At 39.9% G+C, this 16,600-nt stretch carries 12 protein-coding genes and 1 pseudogene; 5 read left to right on the top strand and 8 right to left on the bottom strand.

The genetic code is table 11. The annotated features are described in order from the left end of the window. From GBI66_RS09395 to GBI66_RS09370, 6 genes and pseudogenes are all read right to left on the bottom strand, one after another. Positions 1–420: a hypothetical protein gene (locus GBI66_RS09395; RefSeq protein ID WP_151715901.1), complete on the bottom strand. Its 420-nt coding sequence runs from the start codon at positions 418–420 to the stop codon at positions 1–3. 102 nt (positions 421–522) lie between these two features. After that, positions 523–945: a hypothetical protein gene (locus tag GBI66_RS09390; RefSeq protein ID WP_151715900.1), complete on the bottom strand. Its 423-nt coding sequence runs from the start codon at positions 943–945 to the stop codon at positions 523–525. A 79-nt stretch (positions 946–1,024) separates the two neighbouring features. After that, positions 1,025–1,456 (bottom strand): annotated as a pseudogene (locus GBI66_RS09385) (hypothetical protein). 157 nt (positions 1,457–1,613) lie between these two features. Then, positions 1,614–2,519 (bottom strand): DUF4123 domain-containing protein, encoded by a 906-nt coding sequence (locus GBI66_RS09380; RefSeq protein ID WP_151715899.1) that lies wholly within the window; start codon positions 2,517–2,519, stop codon positions 1,614–1,616. Beyond that, a complete protein-coding gene (locus GBI66_RS09375; protein WP_151715898.1) occupies positions 2,520–5,147 on the bottom strand; it encodes a type VI secretion system Vgr family protein in 2,628 nt (875 codons plus the stop codon). 233 nt (positions 5,148–5,380) lie between these two features. Then, positions 5,381–6,082 carry an SIMPL domain-containing protein gene (locus GBI66_RS09370; protein ID WP_151715897.1) on the bottom strand — a complete coding sequence of 234 codons (702 nt, stop codon included), beginning with the start codon at positions 6,080–6,082 and terminating at the stop codon, positions 5,381–5,383. 466 nt (positions 6,083–6,548) lie between these two features. Between GBI66_RS09370 and GBI66_RS09365 the strand changes: the two genes are divergently transcribed. Together GBI66_RS09365 and GBI66_RS09360 are read left to right on the top strand one after the other, a co-directional pair. After that, entirely contained in the window at positions 6,549–7,919 is a 1,371-nt protein-coding gene (locus GBI66_RS09365; protein WP_005145147.1) for a diaminobutyrate--2-oxoglutarate transaminase, read from the top strand. A 3-nt stretch (positions 7,920–7,922) separates the two neighbouring features. Beyond that, positions 7,923–9,455 carry an aspartate aminotransferase family protein gene (locus GBI66_RS09360; RefSeq protein ID WP_005184041.1) on the top strand — a complete coding sequence of 511 codons (1,533 nt, stop codon included), beginning with the start codon at positions 7,923–7,925 and terminating at the stop codon, positions 9,453–9,455. 86 nt (positions 9,456–9,541) lie between these two features. On the opposite strand, the gene GBI66_RS09355 is transcribed toward GBI66_RS09360, so the two are convergent. Beyond that, the gene (locus tag GBI66_RS09355) at positions 9,542–10,597 is read right to left on the bottom strand and encodes an aromatic ring-hydroxylating dioxygenase subunit alpha (RefSeq protein ID WP_151715896.1); all 1,056 of its coding nucleotides are present in this window, start codon (positions 10,595–10,597) and stop codon (positions 9,542–9,544) included. Positions 10,598–11,037: 440 nt separating this feature from the next. Between GBI66_RS09355 and GBI66_RS09350 the strand changes: the two genes are divergently transcribed. Then, positions 11,038–12,468 carry an aldehyde dehydrogenase family protein gene (locus tag GBI66_RS09350; protein ID WP_151715895.1) on the top strand — a complete coding sequence of 477 codons (1,431 nt, stop codon included), beginning with the start codon at positions 11,038–11,040 and terminating at the stop codon, positions 12,466–12,468. Between the two features lie 72 nt (positions 12,469–12,540). On the opposite strand, the gene GBI66_RS09345 is transcribed toward GBI66_RS09350, so the two are convergent. Then, positions 12,541–13,026: an Lrp/AsnC family transcriptional regulator gene (locus GBI66_RS09345; RefSeq protein WP_005184035.1), complete on the bottom strand. Its 486-nt coding sequence runs from the start codon at positions 13,024–13,026 to the stop codon at positions 12,541–12,543. A 135-nt stretch (positions 13,027–13,161) separates the two neighbouring features. Here GBI66_RS09345 and GBI66_RS09340 point away from each other — a divergent pair, with 135 nt between their 5' ends. Both GBI66_RS09340 and GBI66_RS09335 read left to right on the top strand, forming a co-directional pair. After that, complete coding sequence (locus tag GBI66_RS09340) at positions 13,162–14,883, top strand: alpha-keto acid decarboxylase family protein (RefSeq protein ID WP_151715894.1); 1,722 nt, start codon at positions 13,162–13,164, stop codon at positions 14,881–14,883. Between the two features lie 137 nt (positions 14,884–15,020). Next, on the top strand, positions 15,021–16,403 hold the full coding sequence (locus GBI66_RS09335; protein WP_151715893.1) for an amino acid permease: 1,383 nt from the start codon (positions 15,021–15,023) through the stop codon (positions 16,401–16,403). The last annotated feature ends 197 nt before the right edge of the window (positions 16,404–16,600 follow it).

Below are 16,600 nucleotides of genomic sequence, written 5' to 3'. Positions count from 1 at the left end.
CTATTTATTATTTTTTAATTGATTTAGCCATTTAACCCCTTTTTCGGTTGGATTTGGCCAATTGTTGGATGTCGTAATCTCTACAGTATCATCTGGATAAAGATGAACTGCTAAGTACTTCATTCCATTTAAGTCTTTTTTCGTTAAAGTTACTTGGTTTTTTGCTTGATGAAGTTTATAACTATTAGATTCCTCCCATTTAATTTCTTGTAGTCCAATTTTTACCGGTGAAGTATTCATACCACCACCGCCACCACCTATTTCACTTCCATTTAATTTTACCATATAAGGGCTATATGACGGATCATAATGAAATGAAGTCGTTCCCATATAATAGGTTGCATTTGGTCCAATCCCTGCACAGCCCACAGCACTGAAAACTAAGCTGATAGGTAGGAGGACGAGTTTTTTTAGATTCATGGTAATTCCTTACTTGCTTTAAAATACTTAATCTATATAAACGTATTAGATTTATATGGATTAAATAGCTTTAATTATTTCTGAGAAATTTATATAAACTCACTATTTATTATTTTTCAATTGATTCAGCCACCTAATTCCTTTTTCGGTTGGATTTGGCCAATTATTAGATGTCGTAACTTCAACTGTATCATCTGGATAGATATGAGCAGCTAAATATTTCTTACCTTTTAATTGCTCTTTCGTAATGATGACTTGATTTTTAGCAGAGTGTGGTTTACCTGTTTTTGCATCTTTCCATGTAATGACTTGAGGACCAGTTTTAATTGAGTTCGTTGACATAGCTCCACCGAAGCCTCCTCCAATTTCTTGCCCATTCAGTTTCAGCATATAGTCAGAATAAGTTGGATCATAGTTGAAGGATGTAGTAGCTATATCATATGTTGTATTTGGTCCAATATCAGCACATCCAGCAGCACTGAAAACTAAGCTGATAGGGATGAGGAGTAGCTTCTTTAGGTTCATGATAGTTCCTTGTTTTATTTAAAATACTTAATCTATATAAACGTATTTGATTTATATGGAGTAAATAGATTTTTAAACATTATTTAGCTCCATTGTTCTTAATTTTTTCTCGCCATTTTAATCCTTTATCTGTTGGGGTTGGCCAATTGTTAGATGTCGTAATTTCAACTGTGTCATCAGGGTATAAATGTGCTGTTAAATATCTCATACCTTTTAATTGTTCTCTGCTAATTATTACTTGATTTTTAGCAGAGTGGAGTTCACCTGTTTTTGCGTCTTTCCAAGTAACAGTTTGTGGCCCAGCTTTTACAGAAGATGTATTCATTGAACCTATAGCTCCACCAATAATATGATTATTTAACTTAACATCATAAGTATTGTAAGAGGGATTTTAATTAACGGATGTTGTTCCAATATCATATGTTGCATTTGCTCCAATACTGGTACAGCCAATTAACCCAAAGATAAGGATAAGTATTAAAATTCCCTTTTTATGATCAATCAGTGTCATGACTTAAATTTGTCCATATACCCAGTTGCCGATACAACCAGATAACATCGCAGATATAATGATAAGTGTAAAAAATAATACTTTGTGATTCATTTTCTCTCTTGGTAATTTATTTCGATCCATTGTAATAAAGCCTATAAAAATAAATTGAATTATATTAGGCTGTTTTCGCCATTACGTTATTCATGACTTCATCCATTGTGAGCTTTTTATCTTTCAAATGAATCAATTGATACTGTAAATCATGGTCTGACTCAAATTGATCTTTATAAATCAACTTTAAACAGATGAAATTTAAAATATCACGTGTACCAGATAGATTATACGTTCTTGCTTCTGGAATACTCTTAACCACCAACTGATATAATCTATCATCATCAATTTTATCGACTAGAAACGAGTTGTTGAGTTTAAGGTAATAGATAAGGTTGTCGGGAAAAGTAGCCTCGACCATCATTTCTTCTTGATCAGCAGAAAAACGTAGTGGTGTTTCTACAAGTGGAAGTACTTCTACACGCTGATTCAAGCCAAATATGCCTTGCAAGTTGCCTGAACGATCCCAGTACCACCAACTTTGAATTGGTTTAAGTAAGGCTTCAATTTGTTGTGGGTGAAGTACAGGGCCTTGTACATATAATGTTGTATCTGCTTTATGGCCAACTAGAGTTGCTAAGATTAGCGGATCCCAAAAAGCCAACATCATTTCTAGGCCACCTTCGAATTCGACATCTAAAAAATGGCGTAAGTGTTGATATAAATAATCAAATGACAGGGGCGTGATAATAATCGTCATTCTGGTCGTGCCAGCAATATTCTTTTCTATCCACTCCCATTCAAGCGCAGTAAAGTCTTTTGGTAATTGCAGTAAATGAGGAGAGATTTCTCTCGCCTTTTCGCCACCTGCTTCTTTCAAAAGGCATTTTTGTCTTAAGTGCTCTAGAACTTTTAAGAATTTTTTATCCTGTGCCGCATCGGCCAATGCATAAACGTTTAATCCAACTTGATCCAGTGGATACTTTTCAAATGTTTTAAATAAGATTTGGAGACTTTGATTGCTCAGCATTTACATTCCATCTCCTTTATTAATAAAAGCACCACGTTGTGCGGCCCGTCGAGCGAGGCATTCCCAGCAAATATTGTTGGGGAACAAGGGGAGTGTAGGACTTTCACTTGCACCAGCTATAAACAGGTGCTGACCTGCTTTGGCGGTAAATTTATTTGGCGTAATCACAGTGACGCCATCACCATTGATTTTTAAGGCACTGTCTTTTGCTTTAAATACAATTTCGGTCGGGCTATGAATTTCTACTTTGCCCTCAGATGAGGTTATTTTGACGTCTAGTCGCGCAGCAACATCCAATACATTGTCTTGTGACTGTAGATCAAATTTACCTTTTGCTGCATAAATTTTTAGGTCTTCTTCACCGGCAAAAACACTGACTTTTTTCTTGGCATTTAAGATCAGGTGTTCATCTGTACTGACATTGACTGATTGTCCAGCACCCATAGTGATACTGTCCAAAGCATTGATATGAACATCTTTCCCCGAAACTAACGATATGCTTTCTGGTGATGCCAAGAGCATCAAGGCATCTTTGGTTGCTTTTAAATCAGACCATTGTGATTCAATTGTTTTGATATATTGATCGATATTCGCAAGCATATCAGCAGCTTCAGCTTTCTGTTTAACTGCATATTCGGAGAGAGCTTTCATACTTTCCAAACTTTCTGTGAAGTTTTGGATGGCTTCTTTTGCCTCTAAATGTATATCAGTTGCTTTGTCTTGGACAAATGTTGAGATATAGAGTCCTTTACTTCGAATAGCACCTGCATCATCGGTTCTGAGTTCAAAGCCTTCACCACGACCATCACTTTCAGCTTTGTCTTTTGGATGACTTAAATTACCTAAATTAAGTTGGGTTACACCATGACTGCTATGTAATTGGGCACTGATTTGTCCTGTCGTATCATCAAATCGCAGTTGGTTATAGCCTTCGCCACCAACTTCTTTGGAGCGGATTCCGCTAAGTTTTTTGGTATCGGGAAGTTGGCCTTTAATGTCAAATTTAGTTGGCGAACGTTGTGCTTCATGAATACGACCAGTCACAAAGGGACGATCGATATTGCCATCAAAAAAGTCAATCACCACAATTTCATCTTTACGTGGTAAAAAGCGTGCACCATAGCCTTCACCCGCCCAAGGCGTCAGAACATCAACCCAAGCCGAATCGGTATCACTGTCATTTGAACCTGCACCACCATCGTGTGCATGGTCTTCTGTACGTGTAAATAAAAAGCGAACCTTGATTCGACCCCATTCATCCACATGGATTTCTTCACCGTCACTGACAACTTTGGCTCGTTGTACATGTGCAGTTGGACGGTGAGTCAATGGATCATATTCAGGGATAATTTCAATTGTACGACGTACCACCATTAGTTCGTTGGCTTGGCGTTCTTGTTCACTGTCTTTACTTATTGCCCAATGGCTTAAGTTTAATAGTTTCTCAACTTGATCCTTGATATCTTTGGGTAGGTTATTCTGATTATAAAAATGCTTGGTCAGGATCAAAAATTCTTTATCATTTTGACTATGATTCTTCTCTAACTCTGGATGATCACTTAACTGAAACCAATAGCCAACTTGAGTATCACGCACACTACTATTTGCGACGAAATATTTTGCCTGTAAAGCCTGATATTGATTCAGCTGTTTATTGAGTCTATCTAATTGTTTATTCCCTGAAGCTGTTGCCTGATCTTCTCCTTTTAGATCAGTAATCCAAGCAGGTGAAATACTCCATGCTTGTTCCAGACTCAGACTTTCATTATCTCTTTGGGCACTGTGTTGATGTGAACTGATTACTGAACCACTTGCATCTTCTTGGCTTAGACTATCTGCTTGCCAACGTTGTACATGAATGGCGGTGGGCTGCAGTTGGCGTTGAGCAATAAAACTGGTGATACTGTCTGACTGTTCTGTTGCATTAGAACGATGATATCGAATGGTTCGACGTTCAAGTGCTTTAAATTGAGCATTGTCATCAATCAGGCGTAACAGTTGTGGCTCGATACTCTGGCTTGGATTTGTGGCAATATAGCTCGATTCATCAATTAAAAAGTTGATTGACTCCTCGCGTAACAACCGTGTCAGATAGGCATAATCACTTTCATTCGACTGCATAGAAAAAGGGCGGATGTCATAATCTTTGGTTAGGCCACTGCTATCCAGTTTTAAACTGGCGGCAAATAATGAACTCTTGCTTTGCCATTCCTTGAAAATGATTTCGCAAATCTCTACCGCACTTTTGTTCATAAATACGCGGCTATTGCGACGTTTATGCCATAAGCTGGTTGCATCCTGCATGGTGAGTCGATATAAACTCAAAGCACCATCGCTTTGTCCTTGACTTGCGCCTGTAATTATTCCTGTGGTTCTAAACAGTTGTCCTGAATCTGTAACTTGATCAACGGCAACCTGACAGCCAATAAATTGTTTTAATTCGATATATGGATTACTTGATAAGCAGATCAGTTCAATGGATAAACCATCATTGAGACCATGATAACCGTCAAGGCGTTGTAATATGACTTGAGTGTTAAGTTCTATATTTGAAAAGTGTACGCTGATCGCACGTTTTTGAGCACCAAACCCTAATTTATCCAAGACACCAAAGATATTATTCAACATTATTATTGCCTTATTCTTGATCGGGGAAACTTAGCAGAAAGACCTGTCTGTTACAATTCTAAACTGTTTTCATTTTGTTTCATTCAGATTCCTTGTTTTGCATGGAAGGGGAAAACTATCTCTAAATAGATATTCTTTGTGCCTTATTTAATACTGAGTTACGAGATTATTTTTAAATGAAAATAAGAAAAAAACCGTGCTTAAGCACGGTTTTGATAGCAACAGGGTGGTTTTTATTTAAACTGAATTGAACCATTGGCGTTGACCGTGATTTTAGATTCACCGGCTGCCATATCTTGTGCAGGTGCCGCTTCAGCCATGGCAAATTTGGCCATGCCACCGCGCATCATCGGTTGTGGGAAATAATTGCTGGTATTTAGATTTAAGCTAACTAAATTGTATTGGGCTTTACTCCAAGCTTGAGTAATCGCTTGTGCGCGTTGCTGGAAATTTTTAGAAGCTTCAATCATCAGCTCATTTTCGACTTTTTTACGTTGTTCATCAGACACCGTAAAGTTAATTGATTGTGTTTGAAACGTTTGCTGTAACTCACTAATTAACTGACTCGCTGCTTTAAAGTCTTTACTTTCAAGTTGGATCTCAGCTCGAGCGCGCCATTCTTTTAGTTTATTACTGTCATTGTCATACACCGGGTAGGTACTTTGTGCACCTGTTTCGACTTTTACTTGTGAATATTTACGTGAAATTGCTTGCGCCTGATTCATCAACTGGTTGATCTGATTTGAAAGCTCAGCGGGTTGTTTGTTGCTTTTCTCGATATAAAGAACGGCACGCATTTCATCATTTGAGACTTGGCGTGAAGCGTCCGCTTGGATATTGACGATATTGTAGTTCAAGTTTTCTGTCTCGTGAGCAAAAAGGGTTGGGCTGAGTGCTGCCCCGATCATCATTGTTGCAAGTGCTAAAGTACGCATAAAAATTTCCTTAGAATTTGGTATCGAAAATTTATTTTTTACAAGATTGATATTAAAAAGAACTCATGGTGAACTTCTGCATATTTTGTGGTGACTTTGTAAGAGATTAGCAGTGTTTTGCAACAGAAAAATAAAACAAAAAATATTAAAAATGAATGGATTATGTGGATTGTTTTGACCATTTATCTAAAAACAGAAGCCTGATTAAAAAAAGCTTACTTTCTTTAGCTTGTCACATAGTATGATGATAATTCATCATACTTATTGGAGCGAAACATTTTTTCAATAAGATTAGATGAATGTAAGGCATAAAAAGTGTTTATTTTATTTCAAAATTAGGTATCATCTCGCTCCTAGTTGAAAGATATAAAATTTGTGTCTCACTAGATTCTAAAAAGCACCGAGTCAAACGACCGCAAGTCACCAGACTTATTTCTTTTACCCATATCAGAGATGGTAATTCGATATGAGCGTTACTTCTGTAAACCCTGCCACTAATTCTACTAACGAATACTACCTGACTCGCCAAAGTCAGATGGAATCCAATGTTCGTAGCTATCCACGTAAATTACCATTAGCGATAGCCAAAGCATTAGGTTGCTGGGTTACTGATGTTGAAGGTACTGAGTACCTCGACTGTCTAGCTGGGGCAGGAACATTGGCTTTAGGTCATAACCATCCTGCAGTAATTCAAAGTATTCAAGATACGCTTGCAAGCGGTCTCCCATTGCATACTTTAGATTTAACAACGCCTTTAAAAGATGCATTTACTGAAGCATTACTTGAGCAATTACCAGGTGGTAAGGAAGAGTATTGTCTACAGTTCTGTGGTCCATCTGGTGCAGATGGTACAGAGGCAGCAATTAAATTAGCGAAAACCTACACAGGTCGTAGCACAGTGATTAGTTTCTCTGGCGGCTACCACGGCATGACGCACGGCGCACTTGCAATGACAGGTAACTTGTCTGCGAAGAATGCGGTGAATGGCTTAATGCCAGGCGTTCAGTTTATGCCATACCCGCATGAATATCGTTGCCCACTTGGTCTAGGTGGTGAAGCGGGTGTTGATGCTTTAACTTACTTCTTTGAAAACTTCATTGAAGATGTTGAAAGTGGTGTAACTAAACCTGCTGCTGTAATCCTTGAAGCAATTCAAGGTGAAGGTGGTGTAGTTACTGCACCTGTAAAATGGTTGCAAAAAATCCGTGAAGTGACTGAAAAGCACAACATCGTTTTAATCTTGGACGAAGTTCAAGCTGGTTTTGCACGTTCAGGTAAAATGTTTGCCTTTGAACATGCAGGTATCGAGCCTGATGTTGTAGTGATGTCAAAAGCGGTAGGTGGTAGCTTACCACTTGCAGTATTAGGTATTAAACGTAAGTTTGATGCTTGGCAGCCTGCGGGTCACACGGGTACTTTCCGTGGTAACCAACTTGCAATGGGTACAGGTTTAGCATCACTTCAAGTGATCAAAGAACAAAACCTTGCTCAAAATGCGCAAGAGCGTGGTGATTTCTTACAAGCTGAGTTCAAGAAACTTGCTCAAGAATTCCCATGTATCGGTAACGTACGTGGTCGTGGTTTGATGATCGGTGTTGAGATCGTTGACGAGCGTAAACCTGCGGACCATATGGGTTCATTACCAGCTGATGCTCAATTGGCTGCTGCAATCCAGACTGCTTGTTTCAACAATAAATTATTGCTTGAAAAAGGTGGTCGTAACGGTACAGTCATCCGTTTACTTTGCCCATTAATTATCAATCACGAAGAATGCGTAGAAGCGGTTGCTCGTTTCAAGAAAGCTGTTGCTGAAGCATTAAAAGCAGTACGAGGCTAATTCATGGTTGATTTTGCAGAACATCGTAAAGCGTTACTCTGCAATGATGCTCAATCTATTGCTGACTATGAGTCAGCAATGGGCGAGGCGGTACAAGCCGTTTCAGCATGGTTGCAAAACGATAAAATGTATACTGGTGGCAGCATTAAAGATTTGCGTGCAGCAATCTCTTTTGCACCTTCAAAAGAAGGTCTAGGTGTACAACAATCTTTACAACGCATGATTGAGCTTTTCCTCAATAAAAGCTTAAAAGTACATCATCCACACTCACTTGCACACTTACACTGCCCAACCATGGTGATGAGCCAGATTGCGGAAGTGTTGATCAATGCAACCAACCAATCAATGGACTCATGGGATCAAAGCCCAGCGGGTTCTTTGATGGAAGTTCAGTTGATTGATTGGCTTCGCCAAAAAGTGGGCTATGGTGCTGGTCAAGCAGGTGTGTTCACTTCTGGTGGTACACAGTCAAACTTGATGGGTGTATTGCTTGCGCGTGACTGGTGCATCTCGAAAAACTGGAAAGACGAAAATGGTAAACCATGGTCTGTTCAGCGCGATGGTATTCCAGCAGAAGCAATGAAAAACGTCAAAGTCATCTGTTCTGAAAATGCACATTTCTCTGTGCAAAAGAACATGGCAATGATGGGTATGGGCTTCCAGTCAGTTGTCACTGTTCCTGTGAATGAAAATGCACAGATGGATGTCGATGCACTGGAAAAAACCATGGCGCATCTTCAGTCTGAAGGCAAAATCGTAGCCTGTGTTGTTGCAACAGCGGGTACGACAGATGCTGGAGCGATTGATCCACTCAAGAAAATCCGTGAAATTACCACGAAATATGGTTCATGGATGCATATTGATGCAGCTTGGGGCGGCGCACTGATTCTTTCAAATGACCATCGTGCAATGCTTGATGGGATTGAATTATCAGACTCAATCACGCTGGATTTCCACAAGCATTATTTCCAAAGCATTAGCTGTGGTGCTTTCTTGTTGAAAGACGAAGCAAACTATCGCTTTATGCATTATGAAGCAGAATATTTGAACTCTGCTTATGATGAAGAACACGGTGTACCTAACCTTGTATCTAAATCATTACAAACGACACGTCGTTTTGATGCATTGAAATTGTGGATGACGGTTGAAGCATTAGGCGAAGAGCTTTATGGTTCAATGATCGATCATGGTGTGAAATTAACACGTGAAGTTGCTGATTATATTAAAGCAACAGCGGGTCTTGAGCTACTGATTGAACCACAGTTTGCTTCAGTCCTATTCCGTGTTGCGCCTGAAGGTTATCCTGTTGAATTTATCGATAGCTTGAACCAAAACGTAGCAGATGAATTATTTGCTCGTGGTGAAGCGAATATTGGTGTGACCAAAGTGGGTAATGTTCAATCATTGAAGATGACCACTTTAAGCCCAGTTGCAACGCTTGAAAACGTTCAAAACTTACTTGCACTTGTGTTGGCAGAAGCTGATCGTATTAAAGATGCAATTGCTGCAGGAACTTATGTTCCAGCGATTGATTAATTTCAATCTGGCACATACATCAAATAAAAAAGAGGTCTGAATAGGCCTCTTTTTTATTGCTTCTTAGAACTGAATGTATGAGTCAGCTAGGCCGCAAAAATAGGATTGAATCCCATTTTTCTTAAAAGACGACGATACATACTTGAACTACGGTCTGCTGGAAAATGCGATTCCATCGATAAATCCAGTGGTAAGTATTCAGGTTTCTGTGTTTCGACAATCAGTCGATCCTCTTCAAAAATTTGCAAATTGAATGCATAGGCATCTTCAACGGGTAAATCTTTATCATAATTACGGCAGATTGGTGCAAACAGGCGAGTTTGTCGCGCGCTTACAGGAGAAGCGGCATTCATAATGACCTGTTTGCTTTGATTGGGGAAATGGATGGTGAGCGTTGCAGTAAAAGGTAGGCTGATTTCAAAATGTCTGAGCCAGTTGAAATTGTCTTGCCCGCGTTGCTCTGTCCCAATCGGGTAGCGTCCAACACTGCTGATATAATCGGCATCAAAGCCATAACTGGTTTCTGTGGTTATATAGTCTGGTACTTCAACATCATCAGGATCACCAAAGGTATCAGGATGTACCCAAGCAAAATGGGCGACATCAATAAATCCTTCCAGTTGCCGACCAGCAAAACAATTCAAATCTACAAATGGGCACACCAGTTGTTGGTAGTCCGAATCATCCCAATACGGCATATCAGGAATAACAGGTTTATCATCAGGCCGAGCTGCCAAGCAACACCAGATCAGCCCATATTTTTCAGTGGCAGCATAGGTTTTCAAATGAAAGCGATCAGATATTTTATGCTGTGGATGCGCAGGAATACGGTTGCATTTTCCCTTATGTCCAAAGCGTAATCCATGATAGCGACACACAATGCCTTGTCCATCATGGCGGCCTAAGCTGAGGGGAACCCCACGATGTGGGCAGACATCTTTTGCAACAATCAGCTCATCTCCCATTTTGTAGATGACCAATGGCATATCTAACAACATGGCCGCAGTGGGTTGTTCGCTAATGTCACGGGCGAGCGCAATCGGATACCAGTGCTGAGCAAGCAATTGCCAATCATGCTCTGAAAATGTCATGTGTACGGGTAAATCCGTATGCTTAAACGTTGTAATCACTTTACTGTTCATATTGTTGGCTTCTAAGTCATTTGTAATGAATATAGCGAAGCCAGCTGTTCTAATAAATTTCAATAAACTGAATGAAGTGTTGCAGCTTTTAGAACATTGGATTCGAACTGAAATTCTGAAGCTATCGTTGAGAATAATAAGATGAGATTGCCGAAGTGCGTGGTGTATTTGGCTTGGTGTGCATATGGATCATGTCTAGAGCCTATAGGAAGGTTTTTTATAATGACAAGGTAGAAAATTGTCGCTGTTCTGCACAAATTGTGCATTTTTAATCTAAATCAGAAATAATTATGCATAAACTGTGATGCGCAAATTCCATATTGTAGTAATAGATGCTCAATATTTTGATGGATAGATGTCATCAATTTTGCACTTGGGATCTACAACGTAGGTCAGATAAGGCAAAAAATCATGATTACAATGAATAGAAGGAACAAGGCATGCAACACTTGAATATGCAAAACCAATTTAAACTCATTATTAACGGTCAATCTTGTCTTGGTGAAGCAGGCGAACTTGAGATTATCAATCCTGCAACAGCTGCCATTGCAGCAAAATGTGCCCAAGCATCGATTGCACAGGTCAATCAAGCAATTGAGGCAGCAAAGCAAGCTTTTAGAAGCTGGCAACGTAGTTCTCATGAAGAGCGCAAAAGCACACTCAACAAAATTGCGGATGGGATTGAACAGCATGCCGAAACCTTGGCTGAATTGATTGTTTTAGAGCAAGGTAAACCACTGGCGTTAGCACAAATGGAAGTGCAGGGTGCGATTGGCTGGACACGTTATACCGCAAGCTTGGAAATGCCTGTTGATATCGTTGAAGATAGCGAACAAAAACGGATTGAACGTCATTACCAACCCTTAGGTGTGGTGGCTTCGATCACACCATGGAACTGGCCGCTGATGATTGCCGTTTGGCATATCATGCCTGCATTACGTGCGGGCAATGTGGTGATTAATAAACCATCTGAATTTACCCCCTTAGCGACTTTAAAACTCTGTGAAATCATTCAGCAAGAAGTCCCAGCGGGTGTGATTTCGATTGTTGTTGGTAATGGTGAAATTGGTGAGGCTTTATCGAGTCACCCCGACATCGCAAAGGTGGTTTTTACAGGCTCGACTAAAACTGGTCAGCACATTATGTCTGGTGCGGTAAAAACCTTAAAACATTTGACCCTAGAGCTAGGTGGCAATGATGCAGGGATTGTTTTACCTGATGCCGATCTTGATCAGATTGCCAAACGAATTTTTAATGTGGCATTTTTAAATGCTGGGCAGACCTGCGCTGCTTTAAAACGGTTATATGTGCATGAAAGCCAATATGACGCGCTAGCACAAAAACTGGCTGATATTGCCAATGCCCAGAATGTCGGAGATGGTATGGCAGCAGAGACCACTTTTGGTCCTGTGCAAAATCAACTGCAATATCAGAAAGTAAAAGCCTTAATTTCCGATGCTCTTGCACAAGGTGCCAAGGCACTGTCGGGTGATCAGATTGTACCTGAGCAAGGCTATTTTATAGCACCAACTATTTTAACAGGGTTGGATGAAAGTTGCCGAGTGGTACAAGAGGAGCAGTTTGGTCCAGTGTTACCAATTCTAAAATATCGTGATATTGATGATGCAATTGCACGTGCCAATGCCAGTGAGTTTGGATTAGGTGGTTCAATCTGGTCGAGTGATTTGAAAGCAGCGCAGTTCTACGCTTCACAACTACAATGTGGTACGGCATGGGTTAATACCCATGCCGAGATTGTCCCACATGCACCGTTTGGTGGTTGGAAAATGTCAGGTGTTGGTGCTGAGTTTGGTATGGAAGGTTTGCTAGAGAATACCGTTGGACAAACGGTGCATATCAGCAAACTGTAGATATTGATGATTTCAAGGCGGATTTGATATCCGCCTTTTTCTTTTTATGCACGATGCTGCTTAAAACTGGGTTTAAGTGGCAGGGTGGTAGCTGTGGTTTTTGGTTTTGCTTAAGAAATGATTCTGTTCTTTTATTTTTTTTAACACAATGTAAGATTTGATATGCCCAATAAATCCATAAGAAAGCAGCCGTTCCGTCACGAATTGGGAAAGCTGTTCCAAATTTTCTGCGACGACTTTTAAGATAAAATCTGCATCTCCACTGATTGAAAAGGCATCTTGAATATTGTCTTCAGCTTCAATTAAATCCTGAAAGGCTTGCTGTGACTTGGCTTCATGGATACGCAGGTTAATGTGGATCATTGCCGTTACTTCTAGGCCCAAAGCCTGTTGGTGGATGCGAGCCGCATAACCCAAGATCACACCTTTTTGCTCAAGTAACTGTCGTCTTCTTGAACATTGTGAGGCCGATAAACCGATTAAATCTCCTACTTCCTGATTGGTGAGCCGTCCATTCTTTTGTAATGCCTGAATGATTTGCCAGTCGAACTTATCCATTGCATAAAATCCTTTTATGATACACAAATATTGTATTTTTATTAAAATCCGTTTTTATTATGCACGAAATTTAACAGGTAGATGAAATATTATTTTTCTATGGAATAAAAAATTGACTTGAAAGGATGTAGAGCAATGTTCATAGAAATCGGTGACTTTTTAAATCTTCGTCTAAAGCAAATGGGTATCCAGCATTTGTTTGGTGTACCTGGTGACTTTAACCTTTCTTATCTAGAGCAAGTAGAAGCAGATGCGCAGCTCGAATTTATCGGTAATTGTAATGAATTAAATGCAGCATATGCGGCAGATGGTTATGCACGTATTAACGGTTTTGCTGCTTTAACCACCACTTATGGTGTCGGTGATTTAAGTGCAATTAATGGCATTGCAGGCGCTTATGCTGAGAATGTACCAGTCGTGCATATTTCAGGGATTCCACCTTTGCATGTCGTTCAAAAGGGAACGCTAGTACATCATACACTGGTGGATGGTAATTACGACAACATCATGAACTGTATGAAAGAATTCACAGTCGCTCAAACACGCTTGACCCCAGCCAATGCTGTCTTTGAAATTGATCGTGTGTTACGCCAATGTTTTCTTGAACGCCGTCCAGTCCATATTCAACTACCGTCAGATATTACTCATGTTAAAGTTGAGGTGACAGATCGTCCATTGGATTTATCCTATCCAGCAGTTGAGCCAGAGCTGTTACAAAGTGCTGTAGCAAAATTGTGTGACATCCTTGCACATGCCAAATGCCCAGCACTTTTAATTGATAATGAAGCATCGGTTTTTGGCGTGACTTCGCTACTCAATGATTTATCACAAAAATGTTCTATTCCTTTTGCCAGCATGCTCACCGCGAAAAATATTATGGATGAAGGTTCACCACGTTATGTGGGAACTTATGTCGGTGGAGCAAGCCAGCCGCATGTCCGCAGTACTATTGAGCAATCGGACTGCCTGATTGGTATCGGTGTGCGTTTTACCGATGTTGGGACAGGCGTGTTTACTCATCAGATTGCTACTGAAAACTATATTGAAATTAAGCCGTATGCATTAACGATTTTTGGACAGGATTTTCCAGGCATTGAAATTGGGCAATTGTTGGTGGAGCTGAATAAGAAGGTTGCACCACGTAAGTTAAGCAAGCCAATGTTGGAAAAACAGCCTTCAACAATTGTAGAAGTTCCTGAACAGCAAGCATTGAGTCAGGACGTTTTATGGAATGCAATTTCAGGTTTTCTAAAAGAAGATGATGTGATTATTGGTGAAGTTGGAACATCTAACTCTGCTTTGGCGGGTTTAAAGCTACCTGCAACCGCTAAATATATTGCACAACCACTGTGGGGCTCTATCGGTTATACCTTGCCAGCATTACTCGGTAGTTTGTTGGCTGCACCTGAACGCCGCCAAATCCTGTTTATTGGTGATGGTTCATTTCAGCTCACCGTACAGGAACTTTCAACGATTATCCGTCATGACCTCAAGCCGATTATTTTCTTATTGAATAATGGTGGCTATACCATTGAACGTTTGATCATGGGAGAGAATGCAGCCTATAACGATGTGCAAAATTGGAAATATGCCGAAATTCCAAATGTCTTTAATGGCACGAAAGCCTATAAAAGTTGTGTGGTAGAAACCGCAGGTCAACTTAAACAAACCTTGGACAGTATCGACCAGTTCGATGGTCTGACCTTTATCGAATTAAAACTACCAGCCATGGATGCACCTCTTAGTCTGAAGAAATTTGCTTCAGTGATTGCACGCTTTGATTATGGTGATCGAGGTTATGAAATCTTAAAACAACGTTCCCAAAAATTACCATGTAAAAAAGCAATTTCCTTCTGATTAGAAGGAAATTGGAAAATCTTCAAATTTATAAATTGATAAGAGAGCGAATCAGGTTCGGAGCTTCATGTTGAGCTTCGAATCATACGCTGTATAAAAGGTGTACAGGATGTGACACACACATTGGAGATAAAGTGATGGATGTAAACAATAAACATGAGTTAAAACAAGGATTGTCCAATCGGCATATTCAGTTAATTGCCCTTGGTGGTGCGATTGGTACAGGATTATTTCTGGGTCTTTCACAAACCATCAAACTGGCAGGGCCTTCTATATTATTGGGCTATGCGATTGCAGGTGTGATTGCTTTTTTAATCATGCGTCATTTAGGTGAAATGGTAGTTGAAGAACCCGTCAGCGGCTCATTTAGTTATTTTGCCAATAAGTACTGGGGCCGCATGGCTGGCTTTATGTCGGGTTGGAATTATTGGGTGCTGTATGTATTGGTCAGTATGGCAGAACTGAGTGCCATCGGAACCTTTATCCAATTTTGGTGGCCTGATGTTCCCACATGGCTGACAGCACTGGTTTTCTTTGTGTTGATCAATGCGATTAATCTAGTCAATGTCAGGTTCTTTGGCGAATCTGAATTTTTATTTTCCTGCATCAAGATTGTTGCAATTTTAAGTATGATTGGCTTTGGTGCCTATCTTTTACTTTCAGGTTCTGCTGGACCGCAAGCGGGTATTGCCAACTTATGGCAACACGGTGGCTTTTTCCCGCATGGAGCACATGGTTTTGTCATGGCACTTGCGGTCATTATGTTTGCTTTTGGTGGGTTAGAACTTATCGGAATCGCTGCGGCAGAAACCAAGAAACCAGAAACGACGATTCCTAAGGCAGTGAATCAGATTGTGTACCGTATTTTGATTTTCTATATTGGTGCGATTGGAATTCTATTATGCCTTTATCCATGGAACATGGTGGCAGAAGGCGGTAGTCCTTTTGTCTTAATCTTCCAGTCTCTAAATAGCAATGGCGTTGCCAACGTTTTAAATTTCGTGGTTTTGATCGCAGCCGTTTCTGTTTATAACAGTTGTATTTATTGTAATAGCCGCATGTTGCATGGGTTAGCTGAACAGGGCAATGCACCTGCGATACTGAAAAAAGTGAATGCGCGTGGTATTCCTGTACCTGCTGCCATAGTCTCTGCATCGGTTACTGCCATTTGCGTGGTAGTCAATTATTTAATTCCTGGTGAAGCTTTCCAGTTGTTTATGATGCTGGTTGTAGCTGCTTTAGTGATTAACTGGTTGATGATTTCAGTGACACATTTGAAATTCAATAAAGCAATGCGTCTGAAACAACATCAGACCAAATTTAAAAGTATCTGGAGCCCGTGGAGTAATTATTTAACGATTAGCTTTGTCTGCTTTATTCTGATTATTATGGCGATGACACCTGATATGCGTTTAGCTGTTATTCTTGGACCGATTTGGTTAGGTGTTTTAGCCCTCATGTACGTACTAAAATATAAAAAGAAGGACGTAATTTCTACGGCTGCTCAACCAAATATTTGAGTTTAAGTTTGACTAAGTAGCGCAAGAAAAAGGAGTCCAATATTTGGGCTCTTTTTATTTATATAAGGTACAAATCGCTGTGTTGTAGCGCCAAGCTCATCAAAATGTCATTTTTTGTCAAAAAATTAGGTTCTTTCTCAATAAATTATCGTTTGAAAAATGGTTATTTTATAGCTTGCTGTAAATATGATCAAAGA

This window comes from Acinetobacter sp. TUM15071, assembly GCF_008980925.1.
Lineage (GTDB): Bacteria > Pseudomonadota > Gammaproteobacteria > Pseudomonadales > Moraxellaceae > Acinetobacter > Acinetobacter dispersus.
Note: the sequence above shows the minus strand (reverse complement) of the source record. Positions and strands in the feature narration are given on the sequence as shown.